Annotated in this window: 12 protein-coding genes; 8 read left to right on the top strand and 4 right to left on the bottom strand. The window is 57.3% G+C overall.

Annotated elements, in window-relative coordinates:
* Positions 1–47: 47 nt before the first annotated feature.
* Positions 48–3,461 (bottom strand): indolepyruvate ferredoxin oxidoreductase family protein, encoded by a 3,414-nt coding sequence (locus ACEWL3_RS05405; RefSeq protein WP_386180012.1) that lies wholly within the window; start codon positions 3,459–3,461, stop codon positions 48–50.
* Between the two features lie 173 nt (positions 3,462–3,634).
* Here ACEWL3_RS05405 and ACEWL3_RS05400 point away from each other — a divergent pair, with 173 nt between their 5' ends.
* Entirely contained in the window at positions 3,635–4,540 is a 906-nt protein-coding gene (locus tag ACEWL3_RS05400) for a LysR family transcriptional regulator (RefSeq protein ID WP_386180009.1), read from the top strand.
* Between the two features lie 227 nt (positions 4,541–4,767).
* On the opposite strand, the gene ACEWL3_RS05395 is transcribed toward ACEWL3_RS05400, so the two are convergent.
* On the bottom strand, positions 4,768–5,064 hold the full coding sequence (locus tag ACEWL3_RS05395; RefSeq protein WP_386180007.1) for a YciI family protein: 297 nt from the start codon (positions 5,062–5,064) through the stop codon (positions 4,768–4,770).
* A gap of 82 nt (positions 5,065–5,146) precedes the next feature.
* Here ACEWL3_RS05395 and ACEWL3_RS05390 point away from each other — a divergent pair, with 82 nt between their 5' ends.
* Together ACEWL3_RS05390 and purL are read left to right on the top strand one after the other, a co-directional pair.
* Positions 5,147–6,028, top strand: a complete 882-nt coding sequence (locus ACEWL3_RS05390) for a LysR family transcriptional regulator (protein ID WP_386180004.1) — start codon at positions 5,147–5,149, stop codon at positions 6,026–6,028.
* 178 nt (positions 6,029–6,206) lie between these two features.
* Entirely contained in the window at positions 6,207–8,366 is a 2,160-nt protein-coding gene (gene purL, locus ACEWL3_RS05385; protein ID WP_386180001.1) for a phosphoribosylformylglycinamidine synthase subunit PurL, read from the top strand.
* A gap of 9 nt (positions 8,367–8,375) precedes the next feature.
* Here the strand turns inward: purL and ACEWL3_RS05380 are convergent, their stop codons facing one another.
* Positions 8,376–9,644, bottom strand: a complete 1,269-nt coding sequence (locus ACEWL3_RS05380) for a vWA domain-containing protein (RefSeq protein ID WP_386179998.1) — start codon at positions 9,642–9,644, stop codon at positions 8,376–8,378.
* A 60-nt stretch (positions 9,645–9,704) separates the two neighbouring features.
* Positions 9,705–10,613, bottom strand: coding sequence for an AAA family ATPase (locus ACEWL3_RS05375; protein WP_386179995.1), 909 nt, complete (start codon positions 10,611–10,613; stop codon positions 9,705–9,707).
* 243 nt (positions 10,614–10,856) lie between these two features.
* On the opposite strand from ACEWL3_RS05375, the gene ACEWL3_RS05370 reads away from it, so the two are divergent.
* Genes ACEWL3_RS05370 through ACEWL3_RS05350 form a run of 5 tightly spaced genes read left to right on the top strand, consistent with a single transcriptional unit; the run spans position 10,857 to position 16,633 of the window.
* Positions 10,857–11,876: a glycosyltransferase family 2 protein gene (locus tag ACEWL3_RS05370; RefSeq protein WP_386180487.1), complete on the top strand. Its 1,020-nt coding sequence runs from the start codon at positions 10,857–10,859 to the stop codon at positions 11,874–11,876.
* A complete protein-coding gene (locus tag ACEWL3_RS05365) occupies positions 11,873–12,511 on the top strand; it encodes a sulfotransferase family protein (RefSeq protein WP_386179992.1) in 639 nt (212 codons plus the stop codon). Before ACEWL3_RS05370 ends, ACEWL3_RS05365 begins: the two co-directional genes overlap by 4 nt.
* Positions 12,512–14,869, top strand: a complete 2,358-nt coding sequence (locus tag ACEWL3_RS05360; protein WP_386179989.1) for a glycosyltransferase family 2 protein — start codon at positions 12,512–12,514, stop codon at positions 14,867–14,869. It begins immediately after the preceding gene.
* A gap of 2 nt (positions 14,870–14,871) precedes the next feature.
* The gene (locus tag ACEWL3_RS05355; RefSeq protein ID WP_386179987.1) at positions 14,872–15,582 is read left to right on the top strand and encodes an FkbM family methyltransferase; all 711 of its coding nucleotides are present in this window, start codon (positions 14,872–14,874) and stop codon (positions 15,580–15,582) included.
* A gap of 4 nt (positions 15,583–15,586) precedes the next feature.
* Positions 15,587–16,633 carry a glycosyltransferase family 2 protein gene (locus ACEWL3_RS05350; protein ID WP_386179985.1) on the top strand — a complete coding sequence of 349 codons (1,047 nt, stop codon included), beginning with the start codon at positions 15,587–15,589 and terminating at the stop codon, positions 16,631–16,633.
* Positions 16,634–16,728 lie beyond the last annotated feature (95 nt).

The raw sequence follows: 16,728 nt of genomic DNA, 5'->3' as shown, positions 1-16,728 counted from the left end.
CCATCAGACCCCTTTTTGCAATCGCCGTGTTACACTTTGATGACGGCTTATTCCGCTGCCTTGGCCGTGGCGGTGCCACCTGCCCGGATCACGCCCAGTAATTCCTCGCGCCGCTTGGCCGCTTTCGCCTCGTTGGCCTGTTTTACCGGGCCGAATCCGCGAATTTGCAGCGGCAGTTCCGCCAAAGCCACTATTGCCGCGCGGGTTTGATCGGTCAGCAGCGGCAGCACCTCATTCATGTCAGCCACATATTGCTTGATCAGGCCACGCTCCATCCTACGCTCGGCGGTATAGCCAAACGGATCAAGGGGCGTGCCACGCAGACCCTTGAATTTCGCCAGAATGCGCAGAGGTGTTTCCAGCCATTGGCCAAACTGACGTTTTACCGGGCGGCCATCCGGCCCCATTTTCGACAACAGCGGCGGGGCCATGTGAAAGGTCATTTTCAGATCGCCATCAAACTCGGCGCGCGCCTTTTCACGGCTGGTCAGCAAAAGCCGCGCAACCTCGTATTCATCCTTGTAACTCAACAGCTTATGATAGCCTTGCGCCACAGCTTCTTTGACCTTTTCGTCAGGAATTTTGCCCAGCATTTTGACATAGCGTTTTGCCAGACCCTTGCCCTGATAGGCGGTCAGGTGATCCACGCGAAACGCGATTTTTTCATCCAGTGTTTTTGGCAGCGCAATCACTTTGGGCGTGCTGACGGCAAGGGCATCCTCAGGGTACAACACCGCCCAGCGCCCGATCTCAAAGGCACGCAGGTTGCGTTCAACGGCCGCCCCATTGAGACGAATTGCTTCCTCAAGGCTTTCAAGGCTCAACGGCAACAGACCCTGCTGCCATGCTGCGCCAAAGATCATCATGTTGGAAAAAATTGAATCGCCCAGCGCCGCCTTGGCCAGATCAGAAGCGTCAAACATCGCTACCCGGTCCTTGAGCCGCGCCTCAAGCGCCAGTGTGAGGCGGTCATAGGGCAGTTGGAATTCAGTATTGCGGGTGAAATCGCCGGTGATGATCTGATGGGCATTGACCACCGCACCGGTGCGTCCCGGTTTGGTCAGGCCGAGTGTCTTGTGGCCCGCTGACACGACCAAATCACCGCCAATCAACGCGTCCGCCTCGCCTGTGGCCACGCGAATGGCACTGATATCTTCGGGTTTATTCGCCAGGCGGCAGTGGATATGCACCGCGCCGCCTTTTTGCGCCAAACCGGCCATCTCCATCATGCCCGCGCCTTTGCCATCCAGTTGCGCGGCCTGTGCCAGCAAGGCCCCGATGGTCACGACGCCGGTGCCGCCCACCCCGGTGATCACCACGTTATGGGTGCCCTTGATTGTCGGCAATGTCGGCATTGGCAGGTCAGGAATGGTGATTTCAGTCGTTGGGTCTTTGCGGATCTTGGCCCCTTCAAGCGTCACGAACGAAGGACAGAACCCTTTGACACAAGAGAAATCCTTGTTGCAGGAGGATTGGTCAATCGCACGTTTGCGGCCCAGTTCAGTTTCAATCGGCACGATGGACACGCAGTTGGACTGCACGCCGCAATCGCCGCAGCCCTCGCAGACGTCTTCTTTGATGAACACCCGTTTGTCAGGATCAGGAAACAGGCCCCGCTTGCGACGGCGGCGTTTTTCAGCGGCGCAGGTCTGGATATAGACAATGGCGCTTACGCCCTCATGTGCGCGGAACGCTTCCTGAACCCGTGGCAGCGCCGCGCGTTCGTGGGTTTCGACGCCTTTGAACCGGCCAAGGTCCACGTCTTCTTTTTCGTCGTAAACCACAGCGATGTTTTTGACGCCCATCGCCTTGAGTTCATTGACGATGCGATAAGCATCCAGATCGCCCTCGTTGTGTTGGCCGCCGGTCATTGCAACCGCATCGTTATAGAGGATTTTATAGGTAATGTTGGTGCCAGCGGCGAGGGCCGCGCGGATTGCCAGCACGCCGGAATGGTTGTAGGTGCCGTCGCCGAGGTTCTGGAACACATGTTTGGTGTTCGAAAACGGCGCCTCGCCGATCCAATTGGCCCCTTCGCCGCCCATGTGGGTGAAACCGGTGGTCTCGCGGTCCATCCATTGGACCATATAGTGACAGCCAATACCCGCATAAGCTCGGGAGCCGTCAGGTACCTTGGTCGATGAATTATGCGGGCAGCCTGAACAGAAATACGGCAACCGCGCGGCAATATCTTCGGCGTTGTCAGCGCGGCGCGCCTCGCTCAATGCTTCTAGCCCGGCGCGGATGCCATCGGTTTCGCGCCCCTCTTCGAGCAGGATACTGCCCAGTTTCTCGGCAATGTGCAGCGGGTCAAGCGCGCCGCGCGTCGGGAACAGCTCTTCGCCATGTTCCATGCCCGCGCCGCCTTTGTGCCAGCCATAGACGCGGCGGTGCGTATCGCTAAAGAGTGCCTCTTTGATCTGCACCTCGATCAGTTTGCGCTTTTCCTCAACCACAACAACCAGATCAAGGCCATCGGCCCAGTCGTGAAATCCTTCCATGTCCAGCGGAAAGGTCTGGCCGATTTTATAGAGCGTCAGCCCCAGCCGTTCGGCCTCGTTTTCGTCAATGTTGAGCATGTTCATCGCATGCACCAGATCGAGCCAGTTCTTGCCCGCCGCCGCAAAGCCGATCTTGGCCCCCCGCTTGCCCCACATGCGTTTATCCATCTTGTTGGCATGGCTGAACGCTTCGGCGGCATAGCGTTTGTAGTCGATCATCCGCGCCTCTTGCAGATGCGGTGTATCTTGCAACCGGATGTTCAAACCGCCTTCTGGCATGTCAAATTCGGGCAACACCAGCTTCATCCGGTGTGGGTCACCATCCACAACCGAAGTTGCCTCAACCGTGTCTTTCATCGTCTTCAGGCCCACCCAAAGACCCGAAAACCGTGACAACGCCCAGCCATAAATGCCGTAGTCCAGAATTTCCTGCACGCCTGCCGGGCTGACCACCGGCATATAGGCATCCACCATCGCCCATTCCGACTGGTGCAAAACGGTGGACGATTCGCCGGTATGGTCATCGCCCATCGCCATCAGCACGCCGCCGTGCTTGGACGTGCCCGCCATATTGGCGTGGCGCATCACATCGCCCGACCGGTCCACCCCCGGCCCCTTGCCGTACCACAGGCCAAAGACACCATCGTATTTGCCCTCGCCGCGCAATTCGGCCTGTTGTGCCCCCCAAAGGGCCGTCGCGGCCAGATCTTCGTTCAAACCGGGCTGAAATTTGACGTTGTAGGCCGAGAGCACCTTCTCAGCCTTGCTCATCTGCAGATCAACCGCCCCCAGGGGTGATCCACGATAGCCGGTTACGTAACCGGCCGTGTTCAGCCCCGCAGCCCGATCGCGCGCACCCTGCATCATCATCATGCGCACCAGCGCCTGTGTCCCGTTCAGCAATACAGGTGATTTTTCCAAATCAAAACGATCGTTCAGTGAAATATTTTGCACAGTCATGGCGCGCCTCCCCGGTGTCGCAATATAATGGCATGATTATTGCCGATATAGGTCACAATTACTGACCTGTATAGGTAAAAATTTTGGCTTCTTGTCGCTGACTGTCAGCATACCCCCCTGTAATTCCCGATCAGGTGCGATAGGAGTTAGGCATTTAATGAAAGTTGAAGAGAATGGATTGGGATAAACTGAGAATTTTTCATGCGGTTGCAGATGTTGGCAGCCTGACCCACGCTGGCGACAAACTGAACCTGTCACAATCGGCGGTGTCACGCCAGATCCGCGGGCTTGAAGAGCAGTTGAACACAAACCTGTTTCACCGGCACGCGCGCGGTTTAATCCTGACCGAACAGGGCGAATTGCTGTTTGACGCGACCACCGCCATGACCAGACGCCTAGATACCGCAGCCGCGCGCATTCGCGACAGCGAGGAAGAAGTGTTTGGCGAATTGCGGGTGACCACGACAACCGGATTTGGCACCTTATGGCTGGCCCCGCGCCTGCCAAAACTCTATGAAAAGTACCCCGATTTAAAAGTCGATCTCATGCTTGAAGAACGGGTGCTGGATCTGCCAATGCGAGAGGCCGATGTGGCCATCCGCATGAAAGAGCCGTCTCAGGCCGATCTGGTCCGCAAAAAACTGATGATGATCAAGATGTGTCTATATGCCACTCCGGCTTACCTGGCTGAACATGGCACGCCCCAGCGCATTGAAGATATGTCAAACCACCGTCTGATTTGCCAAAACACCAACAGCGATCAGGTCGGGGCCGGTGTGACCCTTGTGCAGGAACTGATGATGCATGATGTGCGCTCCCTGCTCACGGTGAACAATTATTTTGGGGTGCTGCAAGGGGTTCTGAACAATTTGGGTATTGGGGTTCTGCCCGACTACCTGACGCAGGATTTTCCCGATCTGGTACAGGTCCTGCCCGACACCGAGTCGGCGGACGTACCTGTGTTTTTGGCCTATCCAGAAGAATTGCGGCAATCAAAGCGGGTTTCGGCCTTTAAAGACTTTGTTCAGGACGAAATCATTACCTACCGTAAGTTGTTGCGGGACAAGGAAAACAGGTAGCCATGCACCCGACGCATATCAGGTTTGCTTTGGCGAAAGTCGATTCTGCCTTGATTGGAACGGATGTGCTGCCTAATTCACCATTATGAAGATGAGCCGCTTCGGCGCGCTGCTTCATACCTCCCTGTTGGACTTGGCCGAGCTTTATGCTCGGCCTTTTTTTTGCGCAAAGCTGAGGGTGCAAATTCACGGACAGGTTGAACGAAACCAATACATGTAGGAACCCATCAGATTAGCGCCTGACCCTCGGCAAAGACTTGCACCCATTGCTTGATCTCAACCCTGTCCCGCAGTCCGGTTGTCCAGAACGGATCTGTCTTAACCAGATCCCAAGCCTGTTCGACTGATTCCACGTCCACAAGCCAAAGCCCGCCTTTTACCTGCCCATCGTCTTCTTTCAGCGGGCCAGCGGCGCGTATCACTTTCTTTTTGTCGGTCAGGAACGCCAAGTGCTGCGCCATGAAACGTGGCCGCAGATCGGGGTCCGCATCCGGGTTATCGTTAAAATGAATGGTGTAAAGCATCTGAGCATCCTCCTCTGAGGGAAACCATCCACCTGCATTTATACATTCTCAATTCGAATATTTGCATTTACCATCTGCAAATATGCAGCAGCTGCCCTGGAATGATCTTCGTGTATTGCTTGGCGTTTCGCGCACGCAGTCGCTGTCGGGAGCGGCGGCCCTGTTGGGCGTCAACGCGACGACAGTCTCACGCAGGCTCAAAGTGCTTGAGGGTCTGGCCGGATCGCCGTTGCTCATACGCGGTCAGGGCGGAAAGCTTCGTCTTACCCAACATGGGCTGGCACTTGCAGACCAAGCCGAAGGCATGGAACGCCACGCGAATCTGGCCGAGGCGGTTCTGGGCCGGGATAAGATTGTGCACGGAACAGTTCGGCTCACGGCTGTGCCATTTCTGTTGAACCGCTTTATCATTCCGAACATTCACAGCTTCTTAGCGGCCCATCCGGCGCTTCAGCTCAGCCTCATTCCCGATAACAGAAATCTCAGCCTCACACGGCGAGAAGTTGATCTGGCAATCCGTTTTGGCGAACCGCAGGAAGGCGGTGATGCGGTGCTGGCTCAGAAACTGGGCAGCGTCGTATTTGCGGCATTCACTGCAAAGGCGTTTCACGAGGTCGCTGACGTTGATCGCCCGTGGCTGACCTACGATCCTGTGGCGGCGCATCTTCCGCAAGCGGGGTGGACGGAAAAATTCGCAAAGGATTCGGGTGGAAAGATCGCCGGTGTGTTGATGCACGATCTTGAAGCGGCCTATCATACAGTGGTGCATACCCCGTCCCGAGCGGTGCTGCCGGATGTGATCGGATCGAAGGATAAGCGACTTATCAGGCTCGGTGATCAGGAAGAGCAACATCAAATGCATCGCAATGTCTGGTTGCTGCGCCATCGCGACATGCGCGGTGTTGACCGCATTGACGTGGCAACAACTTGGCTGACCAAAGCGAAATTGTTTGATCAGGCGTGAGACATTTCCCCACCGATCATAGCCAAAAAGAGCTGCAGCATCGCCGCAAATGAACGGCGACCAGGTCCGCTCAACCGCCTTTGGACAAACAGCGACGCCCCCTTGCCCGCTTTGCTCTTTTCCCCCAGCGGCCATTCAACTATGACAGCCCCAACTGCTACATCGGGGACACCACAACATGACCGAACCTGAAATTACGCCAGAGCTTATCAAGGCCCACGGGTTCACGCTCGATGAATATGCTGAAGTGAAGCGTATCCTGAACCGAGACCCCAATTATACCGAAATGGGCATCTTTTCAGCGATGTGGAACGAGCATTGTTCTTACAAATCTTCCAAGAAATGGTTGCGGACCCTGCCCACCGAAGGCCCGCAGGTCATTTGCGGCCCCGGTGAAAATGCGGGGGTGGTCGATATTGGCGACGGACAAGCGCTGGTGTTCAAGATGGAAAGCCACAATCACCCCTCCTACATCGAACCCTATCAGGGGGCGGCGACGGGCGTGGGGGGCATCCTGCGTGACGTGTTCACGATGGGTGCCAGACCTATTGCCGCAATGAATGCGCTGAGTTTTGGCCGGCCAGATCACCCCAAGACGCGACAGTTGGTGCACGGCGTGGTTGCGGGTGTTGGCGGCTATGGCAACTGCTTTGGCGTGCCGACCATTGGCGGCGAAGTCCGCTTTGATGCTGCCTATGATGGCAATTGTCTGGTCAACGCCTTTGCTGCGGGTCTGGCGGATGCAGACAAGATCTTTTATTCTGCCGCATCCGGCGTAGGCATGCCGGTGGTCTATCTGGGGGCCAAGACGGGCCGCGATGGCGTTGGTGGGGCCACCATGGCCTCTGCCGAGTTTGACGACACGATTGAAGAAAAGCGCCCGACGGTGCAGGTGGGCGACCCCTTCACTGAAAAACGGCTGATGGAAGCCACGCTGGAGCTGATGGCGACCGGTGCCGTAATTTCCATTCAGGACATGGGGGCCGCTGGCCTGACCTGTTCGGCAGTGGAAATGGGCGACAAGGGGGGGTTGGGCGTCCGGCTTGATCTGGAAAACGTGCCACAGCGCGAACCCAATATGACCGCCTATGAAATGATGTTGTCGGAATCTCAGGAACGCATGCTGATGGTGCTCAAGCCCGAGCTTGAGGCGGAAGCCCGCGCCGTCTTTGACAAATGGGACCTCGATTTCGCCATTGTGGGTGAAACCATGGCCGAAGATCGGTTTTTGATTGTCCACAACGGTGAGGTGAAAGCCGATCTGCCGCTGTCCAAGCTGGCCAGTACCGCGCCCGAATACGACCGTCCATGGGTGGAAACACCCGCCGCTGCCCCTTTGGCCGATGTGCCGGGCATTGACCCCATTGACGGGCTGCGCGCGCTGATCTCGGACCCGAACTATGCCTCCAAAGCGTGGGTTTATGAACAATATGACACGATGGTGATGGCCGACAGTGCGCGCACACCGGGCTTCGGGTCAGGTATCGTGAGGGTCCATGGCACCGACAAGGCGCTGGCGTTCACCTCAGACGTGACACCGCGCTATGTCAAAGCCAACCCCTTTGAGGGTGGCAAACAGGCTGTTGCCGAAGCGTATCGCAACTTATGTGCCGTGGGCGCGCGGCCCCTTGCCACCACCGACAACATGAATTTCGGCAATCCCGAAAAGCCCGAAATCATGGGCCAGTTTGTGGGGGCGATCAAAGGCATCGGGGCGGCGGTAAAGGCGCTCGATATGCCGATCGTGTCCGGCAACGTCTCGCTTTATAACGAAACCGACGGCACTGGCATCCTGCCCACCCCCACCATCGGGGCCGTGGGTCTGCTGGATCACACCGATGACATTATTGGCACCCAAGTGCGCGATGGCCATGTTGCCTTGGTCTTGGGCGACACCACCGGGCACTTGGGTCAATCGGCCCTCTTGGCACAGGTCTTCCGGCGCACCGATGGGGACGCGCCGCATGTGGACCTCGACGCTGAGCGCGCGCATGGCGATTTCATTCGTGCCAACCGGGCGCTGATCAAAGCCTGCACAGATTTAAGCGATGGCGGCCTCGCGCTGGCCGCGTTTGAGCTGGCCGAAAGCGCAGGTGTGGGCGTCACGATAGATGCCGATGACACACCTACCCTTTTTGGTGAAGATCAGGCGCGCTATCTGATTGCGTGCAATTTCGACGAGGCCGAGGCCCTGATGTCAGCGGCAGGGGCAGCAGGCGTGCCGCTGATCACCGTGGGCAGCTTTGGCGGTGATCAGGTGACGTTTGGCAGCACCTCGGCCCCCCTGGCCGAGCTGTCTGAAGTCTACCGCAGCGCATTTGCTGCCGCATTTGAATAACCTGTGGATCTAGCTGGGCACGTCCTGCCCAGCGGCCATCAGGCGGGCCTTTTCGCCCACATCGTCGGGTTTGGAAATAACCGCCGCCAATTCCTCCAGAGAGGCAATCGAATGGCCAGCGCGAAAGCTGTCGACATGCGGCAACATCGCGCGAATGCCGACCGCCTTGGGCGCAAATCCGTCCCAGCGCAACAGCGGGTTCAGCCAGATCAATCGCCGCGCGCTCAGATGCAGGCGCTGCATCTGGCGCGCCAGATCTTCCGGGGCATCGCGGTCCAGCCCGTCGGTGATCAATAGAACCACAGCACCCTGCCCCATCACCCGGCGTGACCAGTCCCGGTTGAATGCCGCGAGCGAGGCACCGATGCGCGTGCCCCCTTCCCAATCCTGCGCCTCTGCCCCTGCAGCGGCAAGGGCGGCATCGACATCGCGGGTGGCCAGATGGCGGGTGATGTTGGTCAGCCGGGTGCCAAAGGTGAACGCATGCACCTGCGCCCAACCGGCCCCCCGCGCATTGGCGACCGCGTGCAGAAAATGCAAAATTACTCGGCTGTACTGGCTCATGGAGCCGGAAATATCGCAGATAACCACCAGATTGGGGTAGCGCGGGCGCGGCGTTTTGAAGGCCAGCTTGTTCATTTCGCCACCCGCGCGAAGCGCACTGCGCAGGGTGCGGGCCGCGTCAATGCGGCCCCGGTTCGACACCATGGACCGCCGCGACGGCAAGGGTTTGATCGGCAAGGCCAACTGCGCAAGCATCCGTTTAGCCTGTGCCATCTCCGCAAGGCTCATCTGTTCGAAATCAAGCGTGCGCAGGCGTTCGGCGGCGGACATGGTGAGGCTGGCGTCAACTTCGATCAGCGCGTCTTCTTCCGGAGCCTCATCTGCGTCATCCTGCGGCGGAGCCTCTGCGCCATCCAAAAGCGCCTCTGCCGCGCGCTTCTCTGCGGCCTGTGCCGGGCGATCCTCTTGCACGCCGCGGATCGCGGGCAGCATGGCGGCCATCATATGTTCCAGGTACCGCGGATCACGCCAATAAAGCCGAAAGAGCTGGGCAAAAACGGTGCGATGTTCAGGGCGATTCACGAAACAGGCGTGCAGGGTCCAGTAAAAGTCGCGCTTGTTGCTGAACCCGGCGGCCTCAACCGCGCGAATGGCGTCGATCACCCGGCCCGGCCCAATCGGCAGCCCCGCCCGGCGCAAGGCGCGGGCAAAATGGGTGATGTTGCCCATCAGCCTGGGATCATCAGGAAGATTCAGGGGTAGATGTTCAGCCATGCCAGCCGACTGCCGGTGCGGCATCCACCCTTTTGGACGCATCCATGGCCAAAAACAGCGTCATGCAGGCTCAAGCGATGCTTTGGCCTGATCCAGAATGCGCTTCGCCTCTGATCCGTGCAGTTTTGCAATGTCGTCCTGATATTTCAGGATCGCCCCAAGGGTATCGGCGATGACGGCGGGGCTGAGCGTGATCACATCCAACGCCAACAGACATTTGGCCCAGTCTATGGTTTCAGCCACACCCGGTTTCTTGAATAAATCTTCAGTGCGCAGGTGCTGGACAAAGGCAACCACCTCGCGGCTCAGGTTTTCGGCCGCCTCAGGGACGCGGGCGGTCAGAATTTCCATTTCGCGGTCGAAATCGGGATAATCCACCCAATGATAGAGGCATCGGCGTTTTAGCGCATCATGCACTTCGCGTGTGCGATTGGACGTCAGGATCACGATAGGCGGTTCCGGCGCGGTGATGGTGCCAAGCTCAGGAATTGTCACCTGAAAATCGCTCAGCGCTTCGAGCAGGAATGCCTCAAACGGGGCATCTGTGCGGTCCAGTTCATCAATCAGCAGGATCGGTGCGCCGTTTTCATCCGGACGCATCGCCTGCAACAAGGGCCGTTCAATCAAAAAGTCATCACTGAAAAGCTGGGTGTTCAGATCGGCACTATCCGCCCCTCCTGCTGCTTCTGCTGTGCGGATCGCGACCATTTGCGCCGGAAAGTTCCATTCATAAACCGCCGAGGACGCATCAAGGCCCTCATAGCACTGCAGGCGGATCAACCGCCGGTTAAGGCCCGCCGCCAGCGCCTTGGCAATCTCGGTCTTGCCAACGCCGGCCTCCCCCTCCAGAAACAGGGGCCGGCCCAGTTTGAGGCTCAAAAACACCACTGTGCCAAGGGCCCGGCCACAGATATAACCTTGATCACTCAACATCTTTTGCACGCCATCAATACTGGATATATCTGTCATAAAGACTCCTCTGGCCCCCAAAGGTGCATCTGCGGCGCGTCAGGTCAAGAGAGCGATTGGCCTATATGTCACGCTTGGGGCGGTCACCGCCTGCGCGATTGACGCGATTCCACCGCCCTGTCATAATCTTAATGAATTAATAGAGGTCACGGGGCCATGTTTCCCCCGACCCAGAGGCGGACATGAGACAGATATCCCACATCCATCGATCTAGTGGCCCCAAACCCAATGGTGCGCATTGACATGCGGATCACGGCTGTCACCTGTGTGAAAAACGAGGGACCGTTTCTGTTGGAATGGATCGCCTTTCACCGCCTCATTGGGGTGACTGATTTTCTGTTTTATTCCAACGATTGTACGGACGCGACCGATACCCTTCTTGATCAACTGCAAGACCATGGGATTGTCGTTCATCTGCCGAACCCGGCAACCAACCGCAATTATCAGATGCAGGCGCTGAAAGCCGCGCGGCGACACCCGTTGATCCGAGAGGCCGATTGGGTCTGGGTCACGGATGTGGATGAGTTTTTGAACATCCATGTGGGCGATCATACCATCTCGGCGCTCATCGAAGCCTGCCAAAACCCGAAAGCGATTTCGATCACCTTTCAGTATTTCGCGAATGGCGGGGTTGAAACATATCAGGACGTGCCGGTGATCACCCAGTTCCTGCACAGCCACAATCCCGATCTGTGGTGCGCTGAAACCGCGATTGAGGTCAAAAGCCTGGTCCGCAAAGATTTTCCTCTAGCGTATTTTGGCGCGCATCGTCCTTTCCATGATGATGCCAAGGAAAAGCCCGCATGGAGCGATGGATCGGGCCGCCCCGTTCCTGCGCCGTTTCGCCGGCGCGCCAACAAGCGCCGCATCCGTGCTTTTCCGGCAAAAGGCGCGCGGCAGTTCGCAACATTGAACCATTATGCCCTGCGCTCAATGGACAGTCACCTAGTCAAGAACGACCGCGGCGATGTGAACCGCGAACACCGCGTGTTTGATGAGACCTATTGGCGCGAACGCAATGATGCGGCTTATTTCGATGACAGCATCCTGCGTTATGCGGATGCGCTCAAGACTGAGATGGACCGGCTCAAGGCATTGCCCGGTGTGGGCGACCTGCACGAAAAAGCCGTGGCACTGCACAAGGCCCGGCGCGATGCGCTACTGGCGCAGGACAGTTACTGTGCGATGCAAAAACAATTTCGCGAGGCATCCCCCTATTGTGCCGCCGAAGAAGCCATCATCAATGAGATTGCAGGGGTATGACTGGCCCGCGCATCATCAATCTGGGGCTGCCCAAAACCGGCACAACCACGTTGACCGATGCGCTGCGTCACGCCGGGCTTGCGGTAGCTGACTGGAAAATCAGACGCGGGCAATCAACGCGCAACGACATCATCGGCGAACATGTGGGCAAGATTATTTATGACGATTATTTCGACAGCGGCGATCCTCTGGCCCGCCTGACTGAGTTCGATATGATCAATGAAATGAGCGCCGTGCGCCATGACCGCAGCCTGTGGCCACAAACCGATTGGGGGCTTCTTTCAGCGATCCAGGAACACCATCCGAACGTCAGGTTCCTGATGACCTACCGCGATCCGATGAAGACCGCCAACAGCATGATGCGCTGGAACAATCTGGGCAATCGGCGTCTGCCCATGGCCGATATCCCCGGACTGCCGCGCGGGTTCGGGGCCACTGAGGACGCATTGGCACGCTGGATTGACGGGCATTTCAGGTTTTGCCGCCGCGTGTTTCAGGGCTGCGACAACTTTCTGGAATACGACATTGAAGACACGGGCGCGCAAGACAAGATCGCGGCCTATCTGGGTGTTGATCTGCCGTGGTGGGGCCAAAGCAATGTGGGCACGCCCGCCGATCCGGAAGGGGTAAGCTGAATGCGGTTGACCCTTTTGATCGGCCCGACAGAAGCCACCGCAGCGCGGTTTCGATCCCTGTTAAAGCAAAAAGAGGGGCCCCTTCAGAAACAGGGCATTCATGTTCCAGACTGGAACCATGTCCGCCTCTATGCCGCCTGCGCAGAGCCGGAAGAAGTGGGCGTTTTGCGCTTCCAGCGCGGCATGGAAAGCCCATTGGTCCAGCGCACCCTGACCAGTGAATTTGAGACGCTGATCCCCAAAGAACTGGCCGAAGTGACCGCCGATCACGTGATGGTCGCAGCCGCGCAATTGGGCAACCTGCTGTCCGCCCCTGCCGAACTGGCGCGGCTCAAGGCGCTCTTTGAACCGCATTTCGACGATATTCGAATCGTTGCACATGTCGACGAACAGGCGCGGATGATGGTGCAGCACTATGCCTATGCGGTGCTGGAAGGCAGGCGGCATTCACTGGCGCAGGAAATTGATCTGGCTGGCGAAAAGAACTGGTGGGATGGGGCGCTGAAAAAACGGGGTGTGAATGAACCGTTTTTTGGACTGTTCAACGACATTCAGCACCCGCCGTTCTGGCTCGATTTCAAGGCGATGCTGGCGCTCTGGGAAAACACCTTTGGCACGGGCAAAGTCACCCTGCGGCCGCTGGACATGGCGCATCTCTTCTCTGAAAACGGTGCGGCTGAAATGGCGCATATTCTGGGGCTGCCCGGTCCCTTGGGCAAAGTTGATGCGAGCCCACTACCCCCGCCCCGTCCCGCCGCATGGCTGACCCGGATGCGCCTATTTAGTGATGTGCTGATCAAATACATGCAGGCGCGTGATAATCTGTGCCCCCGCAATCTGTGGCAACAGATGCTCAACGGGATCAGGGTTGAGGGACCGCCCATCGAACCGGGCAGTCTTGGGGCTTTGTCGAAACACTTCAAATCGGCAAACGCCGGCCTGATCAAGATGTTTCCGGATTTGAAAGCGGCGCTGAAACCAGACGCGCCGCTTGCCCCCTGGGCAGAGGCAGACCCCGCATTCGGCTTTCGCGCCACACAATACCTCACCGCATTCAGCCACCGCATCCGCGCCGATGCGACGCCCATCGCCGAAAAGCGCGCCGAAGCGGCATCGGTGAAAGAGGCGTCGGCCAAGTTCGACCGCCTGTTGATGGAAACCGCCGAGACCGACGACGAAAAGGATGCCAACGCGCGTCTGCTCAACCGGGTCAAGGTCAATCACCAGATGGTCCTGTCGACCCAATTCAAACCCCACAACAACCTCGGCGCGGTGAATGAGGAAGAACTGGGTGCGGCCTATGCCCCCGTCCCCGCGCGGACCCTCAAACCCGGATCGACCGGCAATGTGATCGTCGGCTGCATGAAGAATGAGGCACCCTATATCCTTGAATGGGTTGCCTATCACCGCGCCATAGGGGTCGATACATTCTTGATCTACACAAATGATTGCACCGATGGCACCGATGAGATTCTGGGACGGTTGCAAGACATGGGCATCTTGCAACACCGCAAAAACGACAATTGGAAGGGCAATTCACCCCAGCAATATGCGCTGAATCAGGCGCTGAAAGAACCGGTGATCCAGAACGCCGATTGGATCATTCACATTGATGTGGATGAATTTATCAACGTGCGCACCGGCAATGGGACGCTGGATGATCTTTTTGCCGCCGTCCCGGATGCTACCAACATCGCGATGACCTGGCGGCTGTTTGGTCATAACGGCGTAACGCGGTTAAGCGATGAATTCGTGATCGAACAATTCGATACTTGTGCGCCGAAATACTGCCCCAAGCCGCACACCGTCTGGGGCTTCAAGACCATGTTTCGAAACATCGGGGCTTATGCAAAAATCTCATGTCACCGCCCCAACAAACTTGAAGAAGCCTTTGAAAACAAAGTGAAATGGGTCAATGGCTCGGGCAAGGACATGACCCGCGACGCCAGCCACAATGGCTGGCGGTCATCAAAGAGCAACATCGGGTACGACCTATTGCAGCTCAACCATTATGCGCTGCGGTCCGCAGAATCCTTTCTGATCAAACGCCAAAGGGGTCGGGCCTTGCATGTGGACCGCTCCATTGGGATCAACTATTGGATCCGCATGGATTGGTGCGATTTCCGCGATGTGACCATCAAACGCAACGTACCCCGTGTGCGCGCGGAATATGATGCGCTGATGAAAGACAAAAAACTGAAAAAATTTCACCAGCAAGGTTTGGACTGGCACCGTGCCAAGGCCCGCGAATTACACGGCATGCCCGAATTCAGCGATCTCTATAAACAGGCGCTGGATGTTAAATTGGACGAAGTTGAACGGGTGGCCTATGCGCTGTCACTGGATATGGAGAGCTGAAGATGGATGGCAACGCAATGCTGGACCGCACCGCAAAACCAACCTCTGCCTTTATCACGTCAAGGGGCATGAAATTTCCCAACCACGCAGATATCATCAAGGGCCGACTGCGGGCATTACTGCGCAAAAACGTCTATGAATACAAAGAATCCGTGGCCGCCCTGCGGGTCGTCAGGGAAGGGGATGTTGTCATAGAACTGGGGGCCGGCATCGGATATATGTCGACGCTGATCGCGTCAAAACGCAAGATCAAATCGGTCCATTCGTTTGAGGCAAATCCCCATCTCATTCCCTATATTCAACAGGTCCATGCCGCAAATGGCTTGACCAATGCCCATGTCACCAACGCCATTTTGGGCCGCCGCAAGGGCACGGTCGATTTCTATGTCCGCGATAACCTGCTGGGCTCATCACTGGCCCTGCTTGAAGGCGAAGTGGACCCGCCCAGCACCAAAGTTGAGGTGCTCAACGGCAAGACCGTTTTTAAGGAAATAGGTGCCAGTGTGCTGATCTGCGACATCCAAGGGGCCGAAGTCGATCTGATTCCAACGCTTGATCTGACCGGACTGCGCGCCGCCGTCATCGAATTGCACCCCCAATGGATCGGCCCGGACGGTGTGAACAAGGTGTTCAAGGCGTTCATGGATGCCGGGTTGGCCTATTATCACCGCGCATCGACCAACAAGGTCGTGTGTTTCCGCACGGAATGGTGAGCCGTTGACCCATCTTGCCCTTTTATGTGTCCGAAACGAAGGCGCATTTCTGCTCGAATGGCTCGCCCATCACCGCGCGCTGGGTTTCGACGAATTTGTTGTGTTTTCAAACGATTGCGACGATGGCACAGACACAATGCTTGATCGGCTTGACGCAATGGGTGGGCTGACCCACGTCCGCAACAAAGGCCCTTTCGACAAGGGTGGCATTCAATTCACCGCCCTGAAATTTGCGGCCAACATGGATCAGGTCAAAAAGGCCGATTGGATCCTGCCACTGGACGTAGACGAATTTATCAACATTCACACCGGCGATCATACCTTGGACGCCCTGCACGCGGCGCTGCCCGAGGCCACCGCGATCACACTCACATGGCGGCTTTTTGGGGCATCAGGTCAGGTCCGCTATCAAGACTTACCTGTCACCGAAACATTCACCCGATGCGCGCCCGATGTGATGCACTGGCCGTGGCGATCTGCGATGTTCAAAACCCTTTATCGCAACGACGGTACTTACAAAAAACCCGGCGTGCACCGGCCCCGAAGCCCCGACACATCCCGCCTTGACCAGGCACGTTGGTATGATGGCCATGGCCGACCCCTGCCCGCTCTGTTCAAGACCAAGCGCATCTTTTCCAACTTTGGCCGTGACAATTATGGGCTGGTGCAGCTGAACCACTATCCGCTGGGTGCGATGGAATCTTATGTGCTCAAGGCCGACCGGGGCCGTGCGGTGCATTCAGACCACCTTTTGGGTCTGGACTACTGGGTCGAGCGAAATTTCAACACAGAAGAAGACACGTCCATCCAATCGACCGCGCCTGCGCGAGATGCCATTCTCGCCGAACTGAAATCGGATAGGGTGCTTGGCCCCCTGCACACCGAAGCGGTGGCATGGCGCAAGGCCCGCTTTGACGCACTTTTGCAGCAGGAGCCATTTCGCGCTCTCTTTGGCCGCCTGTTGATGGCACCACCCACGCAACCACTGGATCAAAAGACCGCGCGTTTTCTGATGCACCACGCCAACCTCGCCCGAAAAATGGACGCCTGACCGCATCAATTCCACACGCATTTTCCCCAATTTCGCCGTATTGCGGCGCTATGGATCGGGCAATTGGCACAAAAAATAACGCCATTTCGAAAATT

Origin of the sequence: Sulfitobacter sediminivivens (genome assembly GCF_042611115.2) — a bacterium.
Classification (GTDB): Bacteria; Pseudomonadota; Alphaproteobacteria; order Rhodobacterales; family Rhodobacteraceae; genus Sulfitobacter; species Sulfitobacter sediminivivens.
The sequence above is the reverse complement of the archived record's forward strand: the minus strand, read 5'-3'. Positions and strand labels throughout refer to the sequence as shown.